28 protein-coding genes and 1 pseudogene are annotated in these 23,802 nt (G+C 61.1%); 24 read left to right on the forward strand and 5 right to left on the reverse strand.

The genetic code is table 11. The features are described 5' to 3' along the window. The first annotated feature begins 37 nt into the window (after nucleotides 1–37). From fleN to PSH90_RS07530, 12 genes are all read left to right on the forward strand, one after another. Complete coding sequence (gene fleN / locus PSH90_RS07475; protein WP_016771060.1) at nucleotides 38–868, forward strand: flagellar synthesis regulator FleN; 831 nt, start codon at nucleotides 38–40, stop codon at nucleotides 866–868. Beyond that, the gene (fliA, locus tag PSH90_RS07480; RefSeq protein ID WP_016771059.1) at nucleotides 865–1,605 is read left to right on the forward strand and encodes an RNA polymerase sigma factor FliA; all 741 of its coding nucleotides are present in this window, start codon (nucleotides 865–867) and stop codon (nucleotides 1,603–1,605) included. The genes fleN and fliA overlap by 4 nt, the downstream gene beginning before the upstream one ends. A gap of 167 nt (nucleotides 1,606–1,772) precedes the next feature. Further along, nucleotides 1,773–2,144 carry a chemotaxis response regulator CheY gene (locus PSH90_RS07485; protein ID WP_024012118.1) on the forward strand — a complete coding sequence of 124 codons (372 nt, stop codon included), beginning with the start codon at nucleotides 1,773–1,775 and terminating at the stop codon, nucleotides 2,142–2,144. A gap of 18 nt (nucleotides 2,145–2,162) precedes the next feature. Beyond that, complete coding sequence (locus tag PSH90_RS07490; RefSeq protein ID WP_016771058.1) at nucleotides 2,163–2,951, forward strand: protein phosphatase CheZ; 789 nt, start codon at nucleotides 2,163–2,165, stop codon at nucleotides 2,949–2,951. A gap of 53 nt (nucleotides 2,952–3,004) precedes the next feature. Then, nucleotides 3,005–5,290 (forward strand): chemotaxis protein CheA, encoded by a 2,286-nt coding sequence (locus tag PSH90_RS07495; RefSeq protein ID WP_305382451.1) that lies wholly within the window; start codon nucleotides 3,005–3,007, stop codon nucleotides 5,288–5,290. A 49-nt stretch (nucleotides 5,291–5,339) separates the two neighbouring features. Next, on the forward strand, nucleotides 5,340–6,485 hold the full coding sequence (locus PSH90_RS07500) for a chemotaxis response regulator protein-glutamate methylesterase (RefSeq protein ID WP_056783833.1): 1,146 nt from the start codon (nucleotides 5,340–5,342) through the stop codon (nucleotides 6,483–6,485). Beyond that, nucleotides 6,485–7,225 (forward strand): flagellar motor protein, encoded by a 741-nt coding sequence (locus PSH90_RS07505; protein WP_016771055.1) that lies wholly within the window; start codon nucleotides 6,485–6,487, stop codon nucleotides 7,223–7,225. The genes PSH90_RS07500 and PSH90_RS07505 overlap by 1 nt, the downstream gene beginning before the upstream one ends. Before the next feature lie 12 nt (nucleotides 7,226–7,237). Continuing rightward, nucleotides 7,238–8,128 (forward strand): flagellar motor protein MotD, encoded by an 891-nt coding sequence (gene motD, locus PSH90_RS07510; RefSeq protein WP_016771054.1) that lies wholly within the window; start codon nucleotides 7,238–7,240, stop codon nucleotides 8,126–8,128. A gap of 43 nt (nucleotides 8,129–8,171) precedes the next feature. Next, nucleotides 8,172–8,960, forward strand: coding sequence for a ParA family protein (locus PSH90_RS07515; protein WP_024012121.1), 789 nt, complete (start codon nucleotides 8,172–8,174; stop codon nucleotides 8,958–8,960). A gap of 91 nt (nucleotides 8,961–9,051) precedes the next feature. Continuing rightward, complete coding sequence (locus PSH90_RS07520; protein WP_305382452.1) at nucleotides 9,052–10,005, forward strand: CheW domain-containing protein; 954 nt, start codon at nucleotides 9,052–9,054, stop codon at nucleotides 10,003–10,005. A 90-nt stretch (nucleotides 10,006–10,095) separates the two neighbouring features. Continuing rightward, entirely contained in the window at nucleotides 10,096–10,581 is a 486-nt protein-coding gene (locus PSH90_RS07525) for a chemotaxis protein CheW (protein WP_016771050.1), read from the forward strand. Nucleotide 10,582: 1 nt separating this feature from the next. After that, nucleotides 10,583–10,978 carry a DUF2802 domain-containing protein gene (locus PSH90_RS07530; RefSeq protein WP_042607551.1) on the forward strand — a complete coding sequence of 132 codons (396 nt, stop codon included), beginning with the start codon at nucleotides 10,583–10,585 and terminating at the stop codon, nucleotides 10,976–10,978. Nucleotides 10,979–11,098: 120 nt separating this feature from the next. Here the strand turns inward: PSH90_RS07530 and PSH90_RS07535 are convergent, their stop codons facing one another. Together PSH90_RS07535 and PSH90_RS07540 are read right to left on the reverse strand one after the other, a co-directional pair. After that, the gene (locus tag PSH90_RS07535) at nucleotides 11,099–11,428 is read right to left on the reverse strand and encodes an EscU/YscU/HrcU family type III secretion system export apparatus switch protein (protein WP_041479625.1); all 330 of its coding nucleotides are present in this window, start codon (nucleotides 11,426–11,428) and stop codon (nucleotides 11,099–11,101) included. Continuing rightward, nucleotides 11,425–12,999: a flagellar hook-length control protein FliK gene (locus PSH90_RS07540; RefSeq protein WP_305382453.1), complete on the reverse strand. Its 1,575-nt coding sequence runs from the start codon at nucleotides 12,997–12,999 to the stop codon at nucleotides 11,425–11,427. The genes PSH90_RS07535 and PSH90_RS07540 overlap by 4 nt, the downstream gene beginning before the upstream one ends. A 196-nt stretch (nucleotides 13,000–13,195) precedes the next feature. Between PSH90_RS07540 and ccmA the strand changes: the two genes are divergently transcribed. The 10 genes from ccmA (at nucleotide 13,196) to PSH90_RS07590 (ending at nucleotide 20,592) form a co-directional block, all read left to right on the forward strand. After that, nucleotides 13,196–13,831: a cytochrome c biogenesis heme-transporting ATPase CcmA gene (gene ccmA, locus PSH90_RS07545; protein WP_073472746.1), complete on the forward strand. Its 636-nt coding sequence runs from the start codon at nucleotides 13,196–13,198 to the stop codon at nucleotides 13,829–13,831. Beyond that, nucleotides 13,828–14,496: a heme exporter protein CcmB gene (gene ccmB / locus PSH90_RS07550; RefSeq protein WP_039763615.1), complete on the forward strand. Its 669-nt coding sequence runs from the start codon at nucleotides 13,828–13,830 to the stop codon at nucleotides 14,494–14,496. Before ccmA ends, ccmB begins: the two co-directional genes overlap by 4 nt. Before the next feature lie 97 nt (nucleotides 14,497–14,593). Then, the gene (locus tag PSH90_RS07555; RefSeq protein WP_122506031.1) at nucleotides 14,594–15,349 is read left to right on the forward strand and encodes a heme ABC transporter permease; all 756 of its coding nucleotides are present in this window, start codon (nucleotides 14,594–14,596) and stop codon (nucleotides 15,347–15,349) included. Next, entirely contained in the window at nucleotides 15,346–15,522 is a 177-nt protein-coding gene (gene ccmD, locus PSH90_RS07560) for a heme exporter protein CcmD (RefSeq protein WP_016771045.1), read from the forward strand. The genes PSH90_RS07555 and ccmD overlap by 4 nt, the downstream gene beginning before the upstream one ends. Continuing rightward, nucleotides 15,519–15,974, forward strand: coding sequence for a cytochrome c maturation protein CcmE (gene ccmE / locus PSH90_RS07565; protein WP_305382455.1), 456 nt, complete (start codon nucleotides 15,519–15,521; stop codon nucleotides 15,972–15,974). Before ccmD ends, ccmE begins: the two co-directional genes overlap by 4 nt. 3 nt (nucleotides 15,975–15,977) lie before the next feature. Further along, complete coding sequence (locus PSH90_RS07570; protein WP_236169675.1) at nucleotides 15,978–17,966, forward strand: heme lyase CcmF/NrfE family subunit; 1,989 nt, start codon at nucleotides 15,978–15,980, stop codon at nucleotides 17,964–17,966. Next, complete coding sequence (locus PSH90_RS07575; protein ID WP_150636682.1) at nucleotides 17,963–18,499, forward strand: DsbE family thiol:disulfide interchange protein; 537 nt, start codon at nucleotides 17,963–17,965, stop codon at nucleotides 18,497–18,499. The genes PSH90_RS07570 and PSH90_RS07575 overlap by 4 nt, the downstream gene beginning before the upstream one ends. Next, a complete protein-coding gene (locus tag PSH90_RS07580) occupies nucleotides 18,496–18,966 on the forward strand; it encodes a cytochrome c-type biogenesis protein (RefSeq protein WP_305382457.1) in 471 nt (156 codons plus the stop codon). The genes PSH90_RS07575 and PSH90_RS07580 overlap by 4 nt, the downstream gene beginning before the upstream one ends. Then, nucleotides 18,963–20,162: a c-type cytochrome biogenesis protein CcmI gene (gene ccmI / locus PSH90_RS07585; protein ID WP_236169677.1), complete on the forward strand. Its 1,200-nt coding sequence runs from the start codon at nucleotides 18,963–18,965 to the stop codon at nucleotides 20,160–20,162. Before PSH90_RS07580 ends, ccmI begins: the two co-directional genes overlap by 4 nt. A 25-nt stretch (nucleotides 20,163–20,187) precedes the next feature. Continuing rightward, nucleotides 20,188–20,592, forward strand: a complete 405-nt coding sequence (locus PSH90_RS07590) for a hypothetical protein (protein ID WP_016771039.1) — start codon at nucleotides 20,188–20,190, stop codon at nucleotides 20,590–20,592. Between the two features lie 45 nt (nucleotides 20,593–20,637). On the opposite strand, the pseudogene PSH90_RS07595 reads toward PSH90_RS07590, so the two are convergent. Both PSH90_RS07595 and PSH90_RS07600 read right to left on the reverse strand, forming a co-directional pair. Then, nucleotides 20,638–21,213, reverse strand: a pseudogene (locus PSH90_RS07595) (PIN domain-containing protein). Continuing rightward, the gene (locus tag PSH90_RS07600) at nucleotides 21,210–21,677 is read right to left on the reverse strand and encodes a helix-turn-helix domain-containing protein (RefSeq protein WP_056783858.1); all 468 of its coding nucleotides are present in this window, start codon (nucleotides 21,675–21,677) and stop codon (nucleotides 21,210–21,212) included. Before PSH90_RS07600 ends, PSH90_RS07595 begins: the two are co-directional and overlap by 4 nt. Before the next feature lie 184 nt (nucleotides 21,678–21,861). Here PSH90_RS07600 and PSH90_RS07605 point away from each other — a divergent pair, with 184 nt between their 5' ends. Together PSH90_RS07605 and PSH90_RS07610 are read left to right on the forward strand one after the other, a co-directional pair. Next, complete coding sequence (locus tag PSH90_RS07605; protein WP_041479616.1) at nucleotides 21,862–22,074, forward strand: type II toxin-antitoxin system HicA family toxin; 213 nt, start codon at nucleotides 21,862–21,864, stop codon at nucleotides 22,072–22,074. Next, nucleotides 22,074–22,478 (forward strand): type II toxin-antitoxin system HicB family antitoxin, encoded by a 405-nt coding sequence (locus tag PSH90_RS07610; protein WP_305382458.1) that lies wholly within the window; start codon nucleotides 22,074–22,076, stop codon nucleotides 22,476–22,478. The genes PSH90_RS07605 and PSH90_RS07610 overlap by 1 nt, the downstream gene beginning before the upstream one ends. 112 nt (nucleotides 22,479–22,590) lie before the next feature. Here PSH90_RS07610 and PSH90_RS07615 read toward each other — a convergent pair whose 3' ends face one another. Continuing rightward, complete coding sequence (locus tag PSH90_RS07615) at nucleotides 22,591–23,790, reverse strand: MFS transporter (protein ID WP_122611605.1); 1,200 nt, start codon at nucleotides 23,788–23,790, stop codon at nucleotides 22,591–22,593. Nucleotides 23,791–23,802 lie beyond the last annotated feature (12 nt).

The raw sequence follows: 23,802 nt of genomic DNA on the forward strand, positions 1-23,802 counted from the left end.
TGGCCTCCGTCTATGCAAGACAAGGTAAAGAAATAACATGGGCAGCATGCATCCCGTACAGGTGATCGCGGTGACCGGCGGCAAAGGTGGCGTCGGCAAGACTAACGTGTCAGTGAACTTGTCGCTGGCGCTGGCAGAGCTTGGCCGTCGGGTCATGCTGCTGGACGCCGACCTGGGCCTGGCGAACGTCGACGTTCTGCTGGGGCTGACACCCAAGCGCACACTGGCCGACGTTATCGAAGGCCGTTGCGAACTGCGCGACGTGCTGTTGCAAGGCCCGGGCGGGATTCGCATCGTGCCGGCGGCCTCCGGCACGCAGAGCATGGTGCACTTGAGCCCGGCGCAACACGCCGGCCTGATCCAGGCGTTCAGCGACATCGGCGACAATCTCGACGTGCTGGTGATCGACACCGCTGCGGGTATTGGTGACTCGGTAGTCAGTTTCGTTCGTGCCGCGCAAGAGGTGTTGCTGGTGGTCTGCGACGAGCCGACTTCGATCACCGACGCTTACGCGCTGATCAAGTTGCTCAACCGCGACTACGGCATGAACCGCTTCCGCGTGCTGGCCAACATGGCGCAGAGCCCGCAAGAAGGGCGCAACCTGTTCGCCAAGTTGACCAAGGTCACGGATCGCTTCCTCGACGTCGCCCTACAATATGTCGGCGCCGTGCCATACGACGAAAGCGTGCGCAAGGCAGTGCAGAAGCAGCGCGCCGTCTACGAAGCCTTTCCCCGTTCCAAGTGCGCACTGGCCTTCAAGGCCATCGCCCAGAAGGTCGATACCTGGCCGCTGCCCGCCAACCCGCGCGGGCATCTGGAATTTTTCGTCGAGCGTCTCGTGCAGCAAACCGCAGGGCCTGTGATATGACCGCCAGTGGCATGAATCTTTACAAAAAGTCGGCGCGTGACGCGCAATACGAATTGATCGAGCGTTACGCGCCACTGGTCAAGCGCATTGCCTATCACTTGCTGGCGCGCCTGCCGGCCAGCGTGCAGGTCGAAGACCTGATCCAGGCCGGGATGATCGGTTTGCTGGAAGTCTCGACCAAATACGACGCCAGCAAAGGCGCCAGTTTCGAAACGTACGCGGGCATTCGAATCCGCGGCGCGATGCTCGATGAAGTGCGCAAAGGGGATTGGGCACCACGCTCGGTTCACCGTAATACCAGGATGGTCAGCGACGCGATTCGCTCGATTGAAGCTAAAACCGGCCGTGACGCTAAAGATCACGAGGTTGCGGCCGAACTCCAATTGAGTCTCGACGATTACTACGGGATTCTGAATGACACCTTGGGCAGTCGCCTGTTCAGTTTCGACGACCTGTTGCAGGACGGCGAACACGAAGGGCTGCACGAGGATGGCGCCAGTGCTCATATGGAGCCGTCACGCGATCTGGAAGATGAACGCTTCCAGGCGGCGCTGGCGGACGCGATTGCCAATTTGCCGGAGCGTGAGCGACTGGTGTTGGCGCTGTACTACGACGAAGAGCTGAACCTCAAGGAAATCGGTGAAGTCCTTGGCGTCAGTGAATCGCGGGTCAGCCAGTTACACAGCCAGTGCGCGGCCCGTCTGCGGGGGCGTTTGGGGGAGTGGCGAGCGCGCTGAAGGCAGTGTGGGGACACTGCGAAACGAGGCTGGTGCGGTGATAAGCGGCGCCGGTCTCGATCCGTTGTGCTCCAGACAAACTTTAAGTGCTGCGCCGATTGATTGAAGTGGCGCGTCCAGGTGCTGGGCGCGTTTAAGACTGCTTGGAGGTCGAATTGAACAAAGACATGAAAATCCTCATCGTTGATGACTTCTCAACGATGCGGCGGATCATCAAGAACCTGCTGCGCGATCTTGGGTTCACCAACACCGTCGAGGCCGACGATGGCACCACTGCCATTCCGGTGCTCAACAGCGGCAGCATCGACTTTCTGGTAACGGACTGGAACATGCCGGGCATGACCGGTATCGACCTGCTGCGTCACGTGCGCGCCGATGAAAAACTCAAGCACCTCCCGGTGTTGATGGTGACTGCTGAAGCCAAGCGCGAGCAGATCATCGAGGCCGCTCAGGCCGGTGTGAACGGTTACGTGGTCAAACCTTTCACGGCTCAAGCGTTGAAAGACAAAATCGAGAAGATTTTCGAACGCATCGGCTGATGAATGCGCGGGGGAGCTATGGAGCATAACGAATCATCACAGGGCGATTTCGAATCGACCCTGAAAAAACACGCGGTCGAACTGGTCGAGAGCCTTGAAAAAGGCAAGTTCGGCGACGCGGTGCAACTGATCCATGAGCTCAATCAGACCCGTGACCGCGGCCTGTATCAGGAAGTGGGCAAGCTCACACGTGAACTGCACAGTGCGATCGTCAATTTCCAGATCGATCCGCACATGCCGCAGGCCGAGGAAGTGTCGCAAATCACCGACGCCACCGAACGCCTGGGCTATGTGGTCAAGCTGACGGAAGCCGCGGCCAACCGCACCATGGATCTGGTGGAAAGCGCCACGCCGGTGGTCAACAGTCTCGCTGATGAAGCGCAGACGTTGAGCGCCGATTGGGGCCGCTTCATGCGTCGCGAGGTCGGGGCTGAAGAGTTCCGTGAACTGGCGCGCCGGGTCGACGGTTTTCTGTCACGCAGCAGCACGGACAACCGTGCGGTGTCGAGCAACCTAAACGACATCCTGCTGGCTCAGGATTACCAGGACCTCACAGGTCAGGTGATCAAGCGTGTGACCCAACTGGTCACCGAAGTCGAAAGCAATCTGCTCAAACTCGTGCTCATGGCCAGTCAGGTCGACCGCTTTGCGGGCATCGAACATGACCGCGCCGCAATGCTTGCTGAAAAAGATCCACAAAAACATCTCTCGCAGGGTGAAGGTCCGCAGATTCATGCCGATAAACGAGAAGACGTTGTGTCCGGTCAGGACGATGTGGACGATTTGTTATCCAGCCTTGGATTCTAGAGTTTCGGAATTCGGGTTTTTTGGGTTTTTAGACCTGTAGGAGCACCCCATTAATGAGCTTCGGCGCCGATGAAGAGATCCTTCAGGATTTCCTGGTTGAGGCCGGCGAGATTCTTGAGCAACTGTCCGAACAACTGGTCGAGCTGGAAAGCCGTCCGGATGATGCAGATCTGCTCAATGCAATTTTTCGCGGTTTCCACACTGTAAAAGGGGGCGCCGGCTTCCTTCAGCTCAATGAGCTGGTGGAGTGCTGTCACATCGCCGAAAACGTGTTCGACATCCTGCGCAAGGGTGAGCGTCGCGTTGATGCAGAACTGATGGACGTTGTGCTCGAAGCACTGGACGCGGTGAACAGCATGTTCAGCGAAGTCCGTGAGCGTGCACCGATCACCGCTGCCACGCCGGAACTGTTGGCCGCGCTGGCGCGTCTGGCCGAACCGCAATCGGCGGATGAAGCCCCGGCTTCGCCGGTTGCCGAGATGATCGAAGAACTGGTCGTTGAAAGCGACTCCTCGGACGACATCACCGATAACGAATTCGAACAACTGCTGGACTCGCTGAATGCCGTCAAGGCCCAGGCCGAGGCTCCGGCCGCTGCTGTGGCGCCCGCGCCGGTTGCCGACACGGCGGCGAGCGATGAAATCACCGACGCCGAATTTGAATCGCTGCTCGATCAGCTGCACGGCAAGGGCCAGTTTGCTGTCGATGCGGTCGCTCCGGCGGCACCAGCAGCGCCGGCTGCTCCGGCCGCGCCTGCTGCGGGTGACAGCTCGGACATCACCGACGACGAATTCGAAGCCTTGCTCGATCAGTTGCACGGCAAGGGCAACTTCGCCGTTGACGCGCTGGAATCGGCCATCGCTTCGGCCCCGTCAGCACCTGCTGCACCGGCAGCCGCTGCGGCCGGCAGTGATCTGATCAGCGATCACGAATTCGAATCGCTGCTCGACGAATTGCACGGCAAAGGCAAGTTTGACGCCAGCGCTGCGACTGCCGGCTCCGTGTCGAGCGTCGCCACGCCAACGGCGAAAGCTCCGGCTGCCGCTGCTGCGCCGAAACCTGCCGCCAAGCCTGAACCGAAAGCCGAGGCGCCGAAACCGGCCGCCGCTGCTGCACCGGCTGCGGCCCGTGCGCCAGCTGCTGCCCCGGCAGAAAAGCCGGCCAGCGAAGCGGAAACCACCGTGCGCGTCGACACCGCGCGGCTCGACGAGATCATGAACATGGTCGGCGAGCTGGTGCTGGTGCGTAACCGTCTGGTGCGCCTGGGCCTCAACAGCGGCGACGAAGCCATGTCCAAGGCCGTGTCGAACCTCGACGTGGTCACCGCTGACCTGCAGACCGCCGTGATGAAAACGCGGATGCAGCCGATCAAGAAGGTCTTCGGGCGCTTCCCGCGTCTGGTTCGCGACCTCGCACGTCAGCTCAAGAAAGAGATCAACCTGGAACTGGTGGGCGAAGAAACCGACCTCGACAAAAACCTTGTCGAGGCCCTCGCCGACCCGCTGGTCCACTTGGTGCGCAACGCCGTCGACCACGGCATCGAGTCGCCGGAAGAACGCGAAGCATCGGGCAAGGCCCGTGGCGGTCGCGTGGTGCTGGCGGCCGAGCAGGAAGGCGACCATATCCTGCTGTCGATCTCCGACGACGGCAAAGGCATGGACCCGAACGTCCTGCGTTCGATCGCGGTAAAACGCGGTGTGATGGACAAGGACGCCGCCGATCGCCTGAGCGATACCGAGTGCTACAACCTGATTTTCGCTCCGGGTTTCTCGACCAAGACCGAAATCTCCGACGTGTCCGGCCGTGGTGTCGGCATGGACGTGGTGAAGACCAAGATTTCCCAGCTCAACGGTTCGATCAACATCTACTCGACCAAGGGCCAGGGTTCGAAGATCGTCATCAAGGTGCCGCTGACCCTGGCGATCATGCCGACGCTGATGGTCATGCTGGGCAATCAGGCGTTCGCGTTCCCGCTGGTCAACGTCAACGAAATCTTCCACCTCGACCTGTCGACCACCAACGTCGTCGACGGTCAGGAAGTGGTGATCGTGCGCGACAAGGCGCTGCCATTGTTCTACCTCAAGCGCTGGCTGGTCAGCTCCGCCGCTCACGAAGAGCAGCGCGAAGGCCATGTGGTGATTCTTTCGGTGGGCACTCAGCGGATCGGCTTCGTCGTCGATCAACTGGTCGGCCAGGAAGAAGTGGTCATCAAGCCACTGGGCAAAATGCTCCAGGGAACTCCGGGCATGTCCGGCGCCACCATCACCGGTGACGGCCGCATTGCGCTGATTCTCGATGTTCCAAGCATGCTCAAGCGTTACGCCACAAAGCGTATTTGAATCCGGGGCGGCGGCGCGATGACGCGCCGCTGCACCTAATGGAGTGTTTATGGCAGTCAAAGTCCTGGTGGTGGACGATTCGGGTTTTTTCCGCCGCCGCGTCTCGGAAATTCTTTCGGCGGATCCGAGCATCCAGGTGGTCGGTACGGCCACCAACGGTAAAGAGGCGATCGATCAGGCCATGGCCCTCAAGCCTGACGTGATCACCATGGACTACGAGATGCCGATGATGGACGGCATCACGGCAGTGCGGCACATCATGCAGCGCTGCCCGACCCCGGTGTTGATGTTCTCCTCGCTTACGCATGAAGGCGCGCGGGTAACCCTCGATGCGCTGGACGCCGGCGCGGTGGATTTCCTGCCGAAGAATTTCGAAGACATCTCGCGCAACCCCGAAAAGGTCAAGCAGTTGTTGTGTGAGAAAGTCCACAGCATCTCGCGCAGTAACCGTCGTTTCAGTGCCTACAGCGCGCCGGCTCCCGCCGCTGCGCCAGCGCCGACGCCTGCTCCGGCAGCGTCGAGCTACGGCAGCCACACGAGCCACAGCAGCCCTGTCCCGGCACGTCCGGCACCTGCGCCTGCGCCTGCCCGTGCATCCGCTGCCAGTGCTTCGTCGCCGGCACCGAAACGCAAAGCCTACAAACTGGTTGCCATCGGCACCTCGACGGGTGGCCCGGTCGCGCTGCAACGCGTACTGACGCAGTTGCCGGCGAACTTCCCGGCGCCGATCGTGCTGATCCAGCACATGCCGGCGGCGTTCACCAAGGCGTTTGCCGAGCGTCTCGACAAGCTCTGCCGCATCAGCGTCAAGGAAGCCGAGGATGGCGACATCCTGCGTCCGGGCCTGGCGCTGCTGGCGCCGGGTGGCAAGCAGATGATGATCGACGGCCGTGGCGCGGTGAAGATTCTGCCGGGTGACGAACGTTTGAATTACAAGCCGTGCGTGGACATTACCTTCGGTTCTGCAGCCAAGTCTTACGGCGACAAAGTTCTGGCAGTGGTGCTGACGGGCATGGGCGCCGACGGCCGCGAAGGCGCGCGTCTGCTCAAGCAGGGCGGCAGTTCGGTGTGGGCGCAGGACGAAGCTAGCTGCGTGATCTACGGCATGCCGATGGCCATCGTCAAAGCCGATCTGGCTGACGCGGTGTATGGTCTGGACGACATCGGCAAGCACATCGTCGAGGCGTGTATCTGATGGATGTTCTCAGCCTAATCGGCCTCATCATGGCGTTCGTCGCCATCATCGGCGGCAACTACCTGGAAGGCGGTCACCTCGGCGCGCTGGCCAACGGCCCGGCAGCGCTGATCGTGCTGGGCGGCACGGTCGGTGCTGCGCTGCTGCAATCGCCGATGAGTGCGTTCAAACGCGCCATGCAGATTCTCGGCTGGATCTTCTTTCCGCCGCGTGTCGACCTGGCCGGCGGCATCGACCGCGTGGTCAATTGGAGCCTGACGGCGCGCAAGGAAGGCTTGCTTGGCCTCGAAGGCGTGGCCGACGCCGAACCTGACAGCTATTCGCGCAAGGGTCTGCAACTGCTGGTCGACGGCGCCGAGCCGGAAGCCATTCGCAGCATTCTCGAAGTGGATTTCTACACTCAGGAATCCCGCGATATCGAAGCGGCCAAGGTGTTCGAAAGCATGGGCGGCTACGCGCCGACCATCGGCATCATCGGTGCGGTGATGGGCCTGATCCACGTGATGGGCAACCTCGCCGATCCGTCGCAACTGGGTAACGGGATTGCCGTGGCGTTCGTCGCGACCATCTACGGCGTGGCCAGTGCCAACCTGATCCTCTTGCCGGTCGCGGCCAAGCTCAAGTCCATCGCGTTGCGGCAGTCGCGTTATCGCGAAATGTTGCTGGAAGGAATTCTGTCGATCGCCGAAGGTGAAAACCCTCGTTCCATTGAGTTGAAGCTGCAAGGCTTCATGGACTAAGGGAATAACCTCATGGCTCGTCGTCGCCACCAGGAAGAACACGTCAATCACGAGCGCTGGCTCGTGTCCTACGCGGATTTCATCACTTTGCTGTTCGCGTTTTTCGTGGTGATGTACTCGATCTCGTCGATCAACGAAGGCAAGTACAAAGTCATTTCCGAAGCGCTGATCGGCGTGTTTACCGACTCCGACCGCTCGCTCAAACCGATTCCGATCGGCGACGAACGACCGAAAACCGTGACTCCGGCCAAGCCGCTGGTCAAGGATGCCGAACAGGTCGACGCCGGTATTTCCGGGGCCAGCGATCCACTGAAAAGCATCGCCGATGACATCAGTGCCGCCTTCGGTGATTTGATCAGCTCCAACCAGATGACCGTGCGCGGCAACGAGTTGTGGGTCGAGATCGAGCTCAATTCCAGCCTGTTGTTTGGTAGCGGCGATGCCATGCCGAGCGACATCGCGTTCAACATCATCGACAAGGTCGCGGCGATCCTCAAACCGTTCGATAACCCGATCCACGTCGAAGGCTTCACCGACGATCAACCGATCCGCACCGCGCAGTACCCGACCAACTGGGAACTGTCCTCGGCGCGCTCGGCGAGCATCGTGCGCATGCTCGCCATGCAGGGCGTAAACCCTGGGCGACTGGCGTCGGTGGGCTACGGCGAATTCCAGCCAGTGGCGAACAACGCCACGGTCGAAGGCCGGGCGAAGAACCGTCGCGTGGTGCTGGTGGTGTCGCGCAATCTTGATGTGCGCCGCAGCCTGACGGGCACCGGAACCGCCAATGCGCAACCGGACGCGGCGTTGAAGCGCGCTGGCACACAAACTGCACCGACCCCGGTCAAGACGCCGGGACGCGAGAGTGCCGTCAATTCTCCGTCGCCCGCATTAACACGCTGAAGCATGTCTCGGCCAATCAACCTGGCCGGGAGGAACGAACTGAATGAGAGTCTGGGCAGTCGCCAATCAAAAGGGTGGTGTTGGTAAAACCACATCCTCCATCGCTTTAGCCGGATTGCTGGCCGAGGCGGGCAAGCGCGTGGTTGTGGTCGATCTGGACCCGCACGGCTCGATGACCAGCTATTTCGGCTACGACCCCGACAGCCTGGAACACAGCAACTACGACCTGTTTCTGCACAAGGGCAGCGTGCCGCAAGGCCTGCCCGGGCAGTTGCTGTTGTCGACCAGCGACGAACGCATTTCCCTGCTGCCGTCGAGCACCGCACTGGCCACCCTTGAGCGGCAGTCGCCGGGGCAGAGTGGCCTGGGTCTGGTGATCGCCAAGAGTCTGGCGCAACTGTGGCAGGACTTCGATTACGCGATCATCGACAGCCCGCCGTTGCTCGGTGTGCTGATGGTCAACGCCCTCGCGGCGAGCCAGCAACTGGTGATCCCGGTGCAGACCGAGCACTTGGCCGTGAAAGGTCTGGAGCGCATGGTCAACACCCTGGCGATGATCAATCGCTCGCGCAAACAACCGCTGCCGTTCAGCATCGTGCCGACCCTGTTCGACCGCCGCACGCAGGCGTCGATGGGCACCTTGCGTGTGCTGCGTGACAAATTTCCCGACGACATCTGGCACGGCTATATCCCGGTCGATACCCGTCTGCGCGACGCCAGCCGGGCGGGCGTCACGCCTTCGCAATTCGACGGCAAGAGCCGTGGCGTGCTGGCCTACCGCGCACTGCTCAAGCACCTGCTCGCGCAGCAACTTGTTCCGCAGGTGGCCTGAGCATGATCTTTATTCGCTTGCCCGAACCCTGTGGGAGCGAGCCTGCTCGCGAAGCAGACGACGCGGTTTCCCTGCCTGGCGTTGATCACCGATGAACCGCCCAGTGAAACTCACGTCACGTCCGCAACAGGCCTTGCAGTCCTATCTGGAAGACCTGTTGCTCGACCTGCCCGAGGACTTGCCTGCGCCGGTCGAAGCGCTGCCGCCAGTCGTCGAACAGGCGCAGCCTGAAGTGGTGGAAAGCACCGAGGCCATGGACGAGTTCCAGGCCGCCGTGCTGGAAGAACAGGCCCGCGACGCGCAGAAATCCGTCGCTCCGATTACCGCGCCCGCTGCTGCCCCCGTGGCCAAAGCGCCAGTCGCGCTGATCGACGAACCGCGCGCGCCGCTGTCGACCTTGGCGCCGCTGCTGCAAACGCAATTATTGACCGTGCCGGAACCCGAGCCGGAGCCAGAACCCGCGCCGCAGATTGCGGAGCCGAAGGTGCTGGTCCCGCCGCTGGTCGAAGTGCATCTGCCACCGAACAACCCGCCGCCACCGGTCGAGCCCGATGGCCGTCCGGCCTGGGCTGCCGATGCTTTCGAATGCTTGCTGTTCGACGTTGCCGGGCTGACCCTGGCGGTGCCGCTGGTGTGCCTCGGCTCGATCTATTCGCTGGCCGGCCACGAGCTGACGCCGCTGTTTGGTCAGCCGGAGTGGTTCCTCGGCATTCTGCCGAGCCAGGCTGGCAACCTGAAAGTTTTGGACACCGCGCGCTGGGTCATGCCGGACCGTTACCGCGATGACTTCCGGCAGGGCCTGCAATACGTGATTTCGGTACAAGGTTACGAGTGGGGGCTGGCGGTGCATCAGGTCAGCCGCTCGTTGCGCCTTGACCCGAATGAAATCAAATGGAGAAGTCACCGGGGTCAGCGGCCATGGCTCGCCGGCACCGTGATCGAGCACATGTGTGCATTGCTTGACGTATCCGCACTGGCCGAGTTGATCGCCAGCGGCGGGGCAAAGCACTTGAGTGGCAACAAGCCGCTACATAAACCGACATAGCAGCCGACATAACAATCAGGCGATGGCATTTTCCAATGCCACCACACAGAACACACACCGCCCGGGGCGGTTTTTTCGAGGGGTCAGGGTATGAGTAGTCAGGCGTCGAATGCAAAAGGTTCTGAAGATCCGATCCTGCAATGGGTGACCTTCAAACTGGATAACGAAACCTACGGCATCAACGTGATGCGCGTGCAGGAAGTGCTGCGCTACACCGAGATCGCGCCGGTGCCGGGTGCACCGAGCTACGTGCTGGGCATCATCAACCTGCGCGGTAACGTGGTCACCGTGATCGACACCCGTCAGCGCTTCGGCCTGCACAGCGGCGAGATCAGCGACAACACCCGTATCGTCATCATCGAAGCCGACAAGCAAGTCGTCGGCATCATGGTCGACAGCGTCGCCGAAGTGGTTTACCTGCGTCAGTCGGAAATCGAAACCGCACCGAACGTCGGTAACGAAGAATCGGCCAAGTTCATTCAGGGCGTGTGCAACAAGAACAACGAACTGCTGATTCTGGTCGAGCTGGACAAGATGATGAGCGAAGAAGAATGGTCGGAACTGGAGAGCATCTGATTTGATTCTCGAGGTTGCGGTAATTGTTCTGTTCCTGTTCTGGGCCGGCACGCTGGCGATGTTCGTCTCGTACATCAAGGCGCAGCGAGTGATCGCTGCGCAGCAGGCCCAAGGCGATGCGCTGCGTGATCAGCGCATCAAGGAACTGGCCAAACGCGTCGACGACTACCAGAACGGCAACGTGCGCATGGGCGAAGCCCTGCACGAGTTGCGCGCGGTGGTGAGTCCGTTGCCGGACAAGATCGTTGCACTGGAACAACGCGACCCATCGAGCCTGTCATTCGCCCAGGCGGCGAAACTGGTGGGCATGGGCGCCAGCGTCGATGAACTGACTCAGTCGTGCGGCTTGACCCAGGCTGAGGCGGAGTTGATGCGCAAGTTGCATAAGAGCAGCTAGGAGTTTCAAGCTCCAAGCTTCAAGCAAGATCAAAAGATCGCAGCCTTCGGCAGCTCCTGCATCGGGATTCACGTTTCCCTGTAGGAGCTGCCGAAGGCTGCGATCTTTTGCTTTTGGGCTTCAATAATCATCCCCACGGGCGGTGATGTCCTTCTCGACCATCGGCGCGTTCGGGTCTTGTCCTTCGGGGAATTTGCCCTTCAGATTCCAGGCAAACGCGATGATCTCGGCGATGGTGCGATAGAGCTCTTCGGGAATGCTGTCGCCCAGTTCCATCCGCGCCAGCAGGCGCACCAGTTCGGCGTTCTCGTAGATCGGCACTTCGTAATCGCGAGCGATACGCAGGATTTCTTCGGCCAGTTCCTCGTCGCCCTTGGCGGTGAGCGTCGGGGCGTGGTTGCCGTCGTATTTGAGGGCGATGGCCTGGCGTGGGGCAGTGGAATCGTTCATGCGGTTTCGTCGACCCAGCGGTGTTCGAGGCGGGTTTGGTTGCCTTGCGGCGGGGTGCCGTGGTGGCAGTCGAGGTCGCCGACGTTGAGCCCGGAATCGAGCAAGCGCTGGCGCAGGGCGAACAGGTTGTTCTCGATCAGGTCCGCGGTGTACGGCCGCTCGGCCCACAGCTGACTGGACAGGCTGCCAGCGATCAATTGCGCCTGAATCTGCATTGGCCCGAGCGGTTCCAGATCGAAGGCCAGATCGACGCGCCACAATTGCTGTTTGGCTTCGCGCTCATCGCGGCGCTCGTGGGGCTGCGGCTCGCGCTCTGGCGCTTCTTCACGCTGAAACTTGACCTGCAACGGCACGATGTCTTGCAGGTTGCGCATGGGGATTTCCAGCTGCCAGGTGCTGAGCAGGCGGCCATCGTCGGTGACGCCGGTCTGTTCCAGGCTCGACAGCTGGTGGCTCTGGAGACGCGACACCGCAGCGGCGGCGAGGCGCAGCAGTTGTTCGAGATCACCTTCGCCTTCCAGTTTCGCCAGCAGTCGTTCGGGCAACGGGAAGCTGCTCGGCACCGGTTTGGCGCTGACCTGGCCTAGGGTGCCGAGGGCGTTCCGGACGAAACTCGGCAGTGCCTGGGCCAGGGTATTGGCGGCGATGATTGCATTGAAATTGGTGTTGCTTGGCAGGCCCGGGGTCAGTTGCGCGATCAGTTTGAGCAGGTCGGCTTTCATGTCCGGGGCGAGAGTCGGGTTTTGTCCGCTGAGCAATTTCGCTTCGAGGAACGCGCCGCTGTTGGCCAATGCCAGCGCCACGCCCTCGGCGGTGCTCATTTGCTGCAGGTCCGGCAGGCTGGCAAGCAGCTTGTCGACCACCGCGCGCAGATCGGCCGAAGTCTGATCGCTGGATGGCGGCAGGTTCTGCAACATCTTCAGCAGGCCATCGAGCGAGCCCTGACGACTTTGCTGACCGAGCAATTGCTGACTGACCGCCAGTTGCTCCTGACGGCTGCTCAGCGGCACGAATTTGAGGGTTTGCGCATCCTGCACCTGCGCCGACAACAAGGTGCCGATGCGCAGCGGTTGCGGGCTGTCGACGGTCAAAGTGCTGCCGCTCAATGCGGTGTTGAGCAGGGTGACCATCGAGCGAAACACCGCCGCTTGCCCCGGCGTCTGCGGCAGGGCCTGCGAGGTCACGACTTTGCCTTGCAGCAAGGTGCCTGCGGGCAATTGCGCGGTATCGATGCGGGTGAGGGTGGCGACGCTGCTGGCGATCGCTTGCTGTACGGTGATCGCCAGATTACCGGCCGATGGCTGAGTGATCGCCAGGTTGGTGCCCTGTGGCAACGGCAGGTTGCTGCTGGCCTGCACGGTGGTCTGACGGCCGCTGTCGAGGGTCACTTTCAACAGCAATTCAAAGGTCTGATCGGCCTGCTTGAGCGACAACACCTCGGCCTTGGCGCTTTGCCCCGCGCCGATCAAGCCCTCGACCGGCGTCAGCAGCTTGAGCAGTTCACCCGTCTGCGGGCGAGCGCTCGCCGGCACGGTGGGCGGCAGCGGGAGGATGTTCATTTCGCCTGTCATACGCGGACACAACCTGAGGAAATTGCGCTCTTGAGAGTAGGCACGGCATGTATAATGCCGCGCGTCGTGCGCTTCGTTCAAAAAACCTGGCAATTGTTTGATCCAGCTCGCCAGATCGAGCGATCAAAGCATCTATGCTGCATCTCTTTAACGGCCGCTCTAGAGCCGACTTGAACCGTATAAGGCCCGTGATCCCTTGACCAGTCCTGTCCTGCAAACCGTTGCCCTGGCGTGTGAACGCGACCTCAGGCTGCTTTTCGAAAACCTCGAATTGCGCCTGGCCAGTGGTGACATGGTGCAGATCAGCGGCCCCAACGGCAGCGGCAAGACCAGCCTTTTACGTCTGCTCGCCGGTTTGATGCAACCCACCGACGGCCAGGTGCTGCTCAACGGTCAGCCGCTGACCGAGCAACGCAGCGAACTGGCGCGAAACCTGTTGTGGATCGGCCACGCCGCCGGGATCAAGGATCTGCTCACTCCCGAAGAAAACCTTTCCTGGCTCTGCGCCCTGCATCATCCCGCCGAACGCGAGGCGATCTGGCAGGCGCTGGCAGCGGTAGGATTGCGCGGTTTCGAAGACGTTCCCTGCCACAGTCTTTCCGCCGGCCAACAGCGCCGCGTGGCGCTGGCGCGGTTGTATCTGGACAGCCCGCCGTTGTGGATTCTCGACGAACCTTTCACCGCGCTGGATAAGCAGGGTGTCGCTCAGTTGGAAGAGCATCTGGCCGGCCACTGCGAACGCGGCGGTCTGGTGGTGCTGACCACCCACCACACCCTGAGCCGCATGCCGGCCGGTTATCGCGATATCGATCTGGGGAAATGGGCGGTATGAGTGTCTTCGGCCTGCTGCTTGCCCGCGAATCGCGACTGCTGTTCCGCCGCCCGGCGGAGCTGGCCAATCCGCTGATTTTCTTTGCCATCGTCATTGCCCTTTTCCCGCTGGCCGTCGGCCCGGAAACTCAAGTCTTGCAAAACCTGTCCCCGGGGTTAGTCTGGGTGGCGGCGTTGTTGTCGGTCCTGCTGTCGCTGGACGGATTGTTTCGCAGTGACTTCGAAGACGGCTCGCTGGAACAGTGGGTCCTTTCGTCGCACCCGCTGCCGCTTCTGGTCTTGGCCAAGGTGCTGGCACACTGGCTGTTCTCCGGTCTGGCGCTGGTGCTGCTGTCGCCGTTGCTGGCGCTGATGCTCGGTTTGCCGGCCGCGTGCCTGCCGGTGCTGCTGTTGTCGCTGCTGTTGGGCACGCCGGTGTTGAGCCTGCTCGGTGCAGTCGGGGCGGCGCTGACGGTCGGCCTGAAGCGCGGCGGGCTGTTGCTCGCGCTGCTGATTCTGCCGTTGTACATCCCGGTGTTGATCCTTGGCAGCGGCGCGTTGCAAGCGGCGCTGCAAGGCATGCCGGCGACCGGATACCTGTTGTGGATGGCCAGCCTTACAGCGCTGGCGATCACCCTGACACCCTTTGCAATAGCCGCTGGCCTGAAGATCAGCGTCGGCGAATAATAATGAGGCCTGGTCAAAAATTGACCACTTCTTCCAGAAGAAAGGCATGACCCTCTGCCAGCTCGCGATGATGAGCGGCAACCGTGATGGAAACAGTATGAACTGGACCTGGTTTCACAAGCTCGGCTCGCCCAAGTGGTTCTACGGCATCAGCGGCAAGTTCCTGCCGTGGTTGAGCATTGCAGCATTGCTGCTGATCGGCGTTGGCGTGGTCTGGGGCCTGGCCTTCGCGCCGCCGGATTACCAGCAAGGCAACAGCTTTCGCATCATCTATATCCACGTGCCAGCGGCGATGCTCGCCCAGTCGATCTACGTAATGCTCGCGGTGTGCGGCGTAGTCGGGCTGGTGTGGAAAATGAAGCTGGCCGACGTTGCCCTGCAATGCGCCGCACCGATCGGTGCGTGGATGACCGCCGTGGCGCTGGTCACCGGGGCCATCTGGGGCAAGCCGACCTGGGGCTCGTGGTGGGTGTGGGATGCGCGCCTGACCTCGATGCTGATTCTGCTGTTTCTGTATTTCGGTGTGATCGCGCTGGGCAATGCCATCAGCAACCGCGACAGCGCCGCCAAGGCCTGCGCGGTGCTGGCGATCGTTGGCGTGATCAACATTCCGATCATCAAATACTCGGTGGAGTGGTGGAACACCCTGCACCAGGGCGCGACGTTCACACTTACGGAAAAACCGGCGATGCCAGCGGAAATGTGGCTGCCGCTGCTGCTGACGGTGCTGGGTTTCTACTGCTTCTTCGGCGCCGTGCTGTTGCTGCGCATGCGTCTGGAAGTACTCAAGCGCGAGGCCCGCGCCAGTTGGGTGAAAGCCGAAGTGCAGCAGAGTCTGGAGGCGGCACGATGAGTTTTGCTTCATTCGGCGATTTTCTCGCCATGGGCCATCACGGCCTGTATGTCTGGTCGGCCTACGGCATCTGCCTGGCGGTGCTGGCCCTCAACGTAGTGGCGCCGATTGCGGCGCGCAAGCGTTATCTGCAACAAGAGGCGCGTCGTCTGCGCCGGGAGAACGGCAAGTGAATGCGCTGCGCAAAAAACGTCTGATCATCATTCTGGCGATTCTGGTCGGAGTGGGCGCTGCTGTCGGCCTGGCCCTGAGCGCGTTGCAGGAAAACATCAATCTGTTTTACACGCCGACGCAGATCGCCAACGGCGATGCGCCGCAGGACACGCGCATCCGCGCCGGCGGCATGGTCGAGGCCGGTTCGCTGCAACGCTCCAAGGATTCGCTGGACGTCAGATTCGTCGTCACCGATTTCAACAAATCCGTGACCATCGCCTATCGCGGCATCCTCCCGGATCTGTTCCGCGAAGGGCAGGGCATCGTTGCCCTCGGTAAGCTCAACGCTGATGGCGTAGTGGTCGCCGATGAAGTGCTGGCCAAGCACGACGAGAAGTACATGCCGCCGGAAGTGACCAAAGCGCTGAAGGACAGCGGTCAATCCGCACCGACGCCTGTGAAGGAGGGTTGATCGATGGCTGCTGCACTGTTTATTCCCGAGCTGGGCCATCTGGCGATGATCCTCGCCCTGTGTTTTGCGCTGGTCCAAGCGCTGGTGCCGATGCTCGGCGCGTGGCGCGGTGACCGCTTGTGGATGAGCCTGGCGCAACCGGCGGCGTGGGGCCAGTTTGCCTTTCTGCTGTTTGCCTTTGGCTGCCTGACCTACGCGTTCATGACCGACGATTTCTCGGTCGGCTACGTTGCGATGAACTCCAACAGCGCGCTGCCGTGGTACTACAAATTCAGCGCGGTGTGGGGCGCCCACGAAGGTTCGCTGCTGCTGTGGGCGTTGATCCTCGGCGGCTGGACCTTCGCCGTGTCGGTGTTCTCCCGGCAGTTGCCACAAGTCATGCTCGCCCGGGTACTGGCGGTGATGGGCATGATCAGCACCGGTTTCCTGCTGTTCCTGATTCTTACCTCGAACCCGTTTTCGCGGATCCTGCCGCAGATTCCCGCGGACGGTCGCGACCTCAACCCGTTGCTGCAGGACATTGGCCTGATCGTGCATCCGCCGATGCTGTACATGGGTTACGTCGGTTTCTCTGTGGCCTTCGCATTTGCCATCGCCGCGCTGCTCGGCGGCCGTCTCGATGCGGCATGGGCGCGCTGGTCGCGGCCATGGACCATCGTCGCCTGGGCCTTCCTCGGGATCGGCATCACCCTCGGTTCGTGGTGGGCGTATTACGAACTCGGCTGGGGCGGCTGGTGGTTCTGGGACCCGGTGGAAAATGCCTCGTTCATGCCATGGCTGGTCGGCACCGCGTTGATTCACTCGTTGGCGGTCACCGAGAAACGCGGCGTGTTCAAGAGCTGGACGGTGTTGCTGGCGATTGCCGCTTTTTCGTTGAGCCTGCTCGGCACCTTCCTCGTCCGCTCGGGCGTGCTGACTTCGGTGCATGCCTTCGCTTCGGATCCCGAGCGCGGTGTGTTCATCCTGATTTTCCTGCTGTTCGTGGTGGGCGGTTCGCTGACCCTTTTCGCCCTGCGCGCGCCAGTGGTGAAAAGTCAGGTCGGGTTCAATCTTTGGTCACGGGAAACCTTGCTGCTGGGCAACAACCTGGTGCTGGTCGTCGCTGCATCGATGATCCTGCTTGGGACCTTGTATCCGCTGATTCTTGATGCCATCAGCGGCGCCAAGCTGTCGGTCGGCCCACCATACTTCAATGCGTTGTTCATTCCGTTGATGGCGTTGCTGATGCTGGTCATGGCGATCGGCGTGATCGTGCGCTGGAAGGACACGCCAGTGAAATGGCTGGCGAGCATGCTCACTCCGGTGCTGCTCGGCAGCGTCGCATTGGCCGTGGTGGCCGGCGTGGCTTATGGCGATTTCAACTGGGCAGTGATCGCGACGTTCCTGCTGGCGGCGTGGGTGTTGCTTGCCGGTGTGCGCGATCTGTTCGACAAGACTCGGCACAAAGGCCTGATCAAAGGTTTGCCGACGCTGACCCGCAGCTATTGGGGCATGCAGATCGCCCACCTCGGCATCGCCGTGTGCGCGCTGGGCGTGGTGTTGTCGAGTCAGAACAGTGCCGAACGCGACCTGCGTCTGGCACCGGGCGAGTCGATGGATCTGGCCGGCTATCAATTCGTCTTCGAGGGCGCCAAGCATTTCGAGGGGCCGAATTTTACCTCCGACAAAGGCACCATCCGCGTCATTCGCGATGGCAAGGAAATCAGCGTGCTGCACCCGGAAAAACGTCTGTACACCGTGCAGAACTCGGTGATGACCGAAGCCGGGATCGATGCCGGTTTCACTCGCGATCTCTACGTCGCCCTCGGCGAGCCGCTGGGTAACGGCGCCTGGGCCGTGCGCGTTCACGTCAAACCGTTCGTGCGCTGGATCTGGTTCGGCGGCTTGCTCACCGGATTGGGTGGTTTGCTGGCGGCGCTGGATCGGCGTTATCGGGTCAAGGTGAAAAGCAAAGTGCGCGAAGCGCTGGGCATGACGGGAGCGGCGGCATGAGGCGTTGGTTGATGTTGTTGCCGTTGGCGATTTTTCTGCTGGTGGCGGTGTTTCTCTATCGCGGCTTGTACCTGGATCCGGCGGAGCTGCCGTCGGCGATGATCGACAAGCCATTCCCGGAGTTTTCCCTGCCAAGTGTGCAGGGTGACAAGACGCTGACCAAGGCCGACATTCTCGGCAAACCGGCGCTGGTCAATGTCTGGGGCACCTGGTGCATTTCCTGCCGGGTCGAGCATCCGGTGCTGAACAAACTTGCCGAGCGCGGCGTGGTGATCTACGGCATCAACTACAAGGACACCAATGCCGACGCCTTGAAATGGCTGGCCGAGTTTCACAATCCGTATGCGCTGGATATTCGTGACGACGAGGGTTCGCTGGGCCTCAACCTCGGTGTCTACGGCGCGCCGGAAACCTTCTTTATCGACTCCAAAGGCATCATCCGCGACAAGTTCGTCGGGGTGATCGACGAGCAGGTCTGGCGCGAAAAACTCGCGGCCAAGTATCAGGCGCTGGTCGATGAGGCCAAGCCATGAAGCGTTTTCTCGCTGCGGTCGTGTTGGGTTTGAGCCTGGCCGGTGTCGCCCATGCGGCCATCGACACCTACGAATTTGCCAAAGAGGGCGACCGCGAGCGTTTCCGCGAACTGACCAAGGAACTGCGCTGCCCCAAATGCCAGAACCAGGACATCGCCGACTCCAACGCACCGATTGCCGCCGACCTGCGCAAAGAGATTTTCCGCATGCTCGGCGAGGGCAAGGACAATCAGCAGATCATCGACTTCATGGTCGATCGCTACGGTGATTTCGTCCGCTACAAACCGGCGCTCAATGCCAAAACCGCGCTGCTGTGGTTCGGCCCGGCCGGTCTGCTGCTCGGTGGTTTCGTGGTGATCGCGCTGATCTTGCGCAGGCGTCGCGGGCAACGTGCCGAAACGCCGTCATCGCTGTCTGCCGAAGAACGTCAGCGCCTCGACCAACTGTTGGATAAAAACCAAGAATGATTGATTTCTGGCTCGCCGCAGGGCTGTTGCTTCTGGTCGCCCTGAGTTTTCTGCTGATCCCGGTACTGCGCGAACGCCGCGCTCAGCGGGAAGAAGATCGCACCGCGTTGAACGTCGCGCTGTACCAGGAACGGGTTGCCGAGCTGCAAGCGCAGCAGGCCGAAGGCGTGCTCGACGCCGCGCAACTGGACAGCGGCCGCGCAGAAGCCGCGCGTGAATTGCTCGCTGACACCGAAGGCGTCACCGCACCGCGTGTCTCGCGCCTGGGCAAGCCGTTGCCGCTGCTGGCCGCCGTGTTGGTACCGGTGCTGGGTCTCGGTCTGTACCTGCATTTCGGCGCCGCCGACAAGGTCGAACTGACCCGCGAATTCGCTCAGGCACCGCAGTCGATGGAAGAGATGACCCAGCGTCTGGAGCGTGCGGTCGCCGCGCAACCGGATTCCGCTGAAGGCCTGTATTTCCTCGGCCGTACCTACATGGCTCAAGACCGTCCGGCAGACGCGGCGAAGATGTTCGAACGCGCCGCCAACCTCGCCGGTCGCCAGCCGGAACTGCTCGGCCAGTGGGCGCAGGCGCAGTATTTTGCTGACGGTAAAAAGTGGTCGGAGCAGATTCAGAAATTGACCGACGAAGCGCTGAAGGCAGATCCGAAGGAAGTCACCAGCCTCGGCCTGCTCGGCATCGCCGCGTTCGAAGGCGAGCGTTATCAGGAGGCCATCGACTACTGGAATCGCCTGCTCGCGCAACTGCCGCCGGATGACAACTCTCGCGTTGCGCTGCAAGGCGGCATCGAGCGTGCCGCCGAACGCCTGAAAGCCAGCGGCGGCAAAGTTGCCCAGGCACCGGCGCCGAAAGCTGCGTTGCTGAAAGTCAGCGTTGATCTGGCCAGCGAACTCAAGAGCAAGGTGCAACCGGGCGACAGCGTGTTCATCTTCGCCCGCGCTACTTCTGGCCCACCGGCGCCGCTGGCGGCCAAACGCCTGACCGTGGCTGACCTGCCGGTGACCGTCGAACTGGGCGATGCCGATGCAATGATGCCGCAGTTGAAACTGTCCAACTTCCCTGAAGTCCAACTGGTTGCGCGCATCTCACGAGCCGGTCAACCGACTGCCGGTGAGTGGATCGGTCGCAGCGGCCCAGTGGCCAGCAGCACCACCGCGCCACAAAAACTGACCATCGACAGCCCGGACAAGTAACCGGACCCAACAGGAAAGCACCGCCATGCACACCATCGCCCGCATCACAGTCCTCACACTGGCCCTGGGCTTGAGTGCATGTGCGGTACAACGCCCGGAACCGACCACCAGCCTGCCGCCAATCCCGCCCTCGCAGCCAAGCCCGACCCCGTCGACCTCGCCGAGCCCCGGCAAGAGCATCCCGGCCAAACCCGCCAAGCCCGTGCCCCGCACCTCGGCCAGCTTCGCCCCGCCACCGGGCGGCAACAGCCACTGGGACCAGAAACTCGGCGTCTACGTGCTCGACGACCAGACCAACACCTTCTACCGCCAGCGCACCTACTACCGCTGGAACAACGGCTGGAGCCGCTCGGTCAGCCCCAACGGCCCGTGGGAAGACACCAACATCCACGGCGTCCCGCCGGGGTTGGGCAAGAAGTTCGGGCAGTAAGAGAAACGGCGATCTTGGGATCGCCGTTTTTTTTGCGTCTGATTTTCAGAGAATCGCACGATAGTTACCTAACGCCTTTACCGACTCGACCAATCCTTGCCGTTGGAGAAAGCCAAGATATTTGTCCACCTCCACATTGGGCGTTTTCAATTGCCGTCGCTGGCTTTGAGCCGCAGCGACGACGGCAGCCGAATCAAGATGGAAAAGATTTTCCACAAACTCATCCGGGTGCTGAGCTTCAATGCCGTATGTCGCGAGGTGACGGGTGGGGAAATCTTTCAGGTTGAACGTCACTATTACATCGGCACCGCATCGGATAGCGGCCGCCAGAACATGGCGATCGTTCTCATCAGGCAGTGTCAGGCCTGACACCAAGTCTTCATAGCCATCGATACACGCGTCTGGAATGGCCAGGTCCATCAATTGCGATGTGCGATCGAGTTGTTCGAGGGTCAGGTCGGACCTGTTCTTCAATAAGTTACGCTTCCATTCGTGGTGTATTTCCTGAGTCCAGCGAGCCCGATACAGCCCTCACAATGCGAGCCACATCAGGAAATCTCTTAAAGGCGCCGGATATAAAACGCATGCATCGTATACAGCAGTGAAAGAGGAATGCCTCACTCGTATCCTGTCCTTAGCGCCTGTGCCTGCTCCGCGAGAAGCATCATTGCCTGCTCGCTGGCGGTGTCTCGCCGGGTTTTATATTCCATCAGATCAGCAAAACGCACACGTCGGTGCTTGCCTGTTTTGTGGTAGGAAATCTCACCGCTCTCCAGCAGTTTGATCATGTGCGGACGTGAGACGTTGAGCAGATCGGCAGCTTCCTGCGTGGTCAGTTCCGCGTGGATCGGTACCACCTTCACAGCGTTGCCCTGCGCCAGCGCCGCGAGGATATCGCTCAGCAAGCGCAACGCCGATGTTGGCAGCTCGACGCTGTGGGCTTCGTTCTGTTCATCAAAAATCTGGATTCGCTGAGTTTCAAAAGCGGTTGTGAGGAAGGCGCTCAGGGCGCGCTGGCCTGCAATCGCGGCTTTGACCTCTCGTTCGACAGGCAGATTGATGGCAGATGGAGTAGCGGTGGTCATAAGACTGTTCCAGCATTCTATGGAAGGATGTGTCGACGTTATTCGAATTAAACGAAATTCGCAATAAACGAAACTGGTGCAGGAATATTTTGTAAAACTACCAACCATCACCCCGTCCCATTCTGTGCTTGAGTAAAGATAACTCTAGAGTTACTTTTAATGGGCCAGGCCAAGGAGGCGGTTGGTGCAGAGCAGGCTATTGATGAAGGAGCTGGAGGAGGCGGGCTGGACGCTGGATCGGGTTGCGGGCAGTCATTACATCTTCACTCATCGTTACAACCCGAACACGATTGCCGTCCCGCATCCTAAAAAGGATTTACCGTTGGGGACAGTCAAAAGCATTCGGCGGCGCGCGGGGTTATTCAGCCCGCCAACCCGTCATGAAGGAGATCCGTAATGCAATATCCCATCTGCATCGAGTGGGGTGACGAGAACACTGCCATCGGTATTCAGATCCCCGATATTCCCGGCGCAGTCACGGCCGGGGACAGCTTTGAGGAGGCCTACAACGCGGCCGTGGAAGTGGCTCACCTCATGCTGCAGGAGATCGCGGCGGCCGGTCAGGCGATTCCGATGCCGACCTCGGCAGCGGCGCATCGCAATCATCCGGATTTTGCCGAGATGGGCTGGGGCATGCTGGAGCTGGATATCTCGCCGTACTTGGGCAAGACCGAAAAGGTCAACGTTACGCTGCCCGGCTATTTGATTCAGCGTATTGATCGCTATGTACGCGAGCATAACGTCAAAAGCCGCTCTTCATTTCTGGCGGATGCGGCGATGGAGAAACTGGTTCGGTATTGAGGGTCTGCGCAATTGTGGGAGCGAGCCTGCTCGCGAAGGCGTCAGGTCAGGCACTGATCTATGGCTGACACACCGCCTTCGCGAGCAGGCTCGCTCCCACTATGACATCGCGTCAGGACGCGACTTTTCGCTGCGCCAGCGCAGCGTTTTGCGATGCACTCAAAAACCGCAACAACGCCAGCAACGGAAACACGCTGCCGACAATCACGATCCACAACCAGCCGCCATGCTCGTACACCGCGCTGGCCACCGACGAGCCGAAGGCGCCGCCGATGAAGATGCTGGTCATGTACAGCGCGTTCAAACGGCCACGACTTTTCGCGTCCAGCGAGTACACCGCGCGTTGGCCGAGGACCATGTTCATCTGCACGCAGAAGTCCAGCACCACGCCGGTCACGGCCAGGCCGATGACGCTGTAGGCCGGGTGAATGAAGGCGGGGAGAAAGCTCAGGCTGGCGAACAGCATGGCCAGCAGCGAGGCGATGCGTGTGTGGCCGGCATCAGCGAGGCGGCCGCTGATTGGCGCGGCGATGGCACCGATCGCGCCCACCAGAGCGAAGATCGCAATCTCGCTTTGCGACAGGCCATGGTTGCGTGCCAGCTCCAGCGGCACGGCGGTCCAGAACAGGCTGAACGTGGCGAACATGCAGCCCTGATAAAACGCCCGCTGACGCAGCACCGGTTGCTGGCGCAGCAGCGTCCACAGCGAGCCGATCAATTGGCCATAAGTAGCGCTGTGATCTGGCTGGCGCTTGGGCACGGTCAGTGCCAGCACCACGCTGATTGCCGCCATCAACGCCGCGGCGATCATGAACATGGCGCGCCAGCCGAGGTGATCGGCGACCACACTCGACACCGGTCGCGCCAACAGAATACCCAGCAGCAAACCGCCCATGATCCCGCCCACCACGCGACCACGGGACTCTTCCGGCGCCAGATGCGCGGCCAGCGGAATCAGGATCTGCACCGACACCGAGCTGAACCCGACCAGCAGTGAGATCAGCAGAAATACGTTCGGCTGTTCAGTGAACGCGGCGCCAAGCAGACTGGCGATCGCCACGACCGTGGTGATGATCATCAGCCGACGGTTCTCCAGCAGATCCCCCAGCGGCACCAGAAAGAACAGGCCCAACGCGTAACCGATCTGGGTCAGCGAGACGATGAAACTGGCCATGGTGTCGGAGAGGCCGATGTCCGGCGCGATCAGGCCGATGATCGGCTGTGCGTAGTAGATGTTGGCAACGATGGCGCCGCAGCAGAACGCGAACAGCAGGACCATGCCTCGGGTCATTGCGTGAGGAGTGGTGGTCATAGGGGATCTCGG

It is taken from the genome of Pseudomonas sp. FP1762 (assembly GCF_030687105.1).
Taxonomy (GTDB): domain Bacteria; phylum Pseudomonadota; class Gammaproteobacteria; order Pseudomonadales; family Pseudomonadaceae; genus Aquipseudomonas; species Aquipseudomonas siliginis.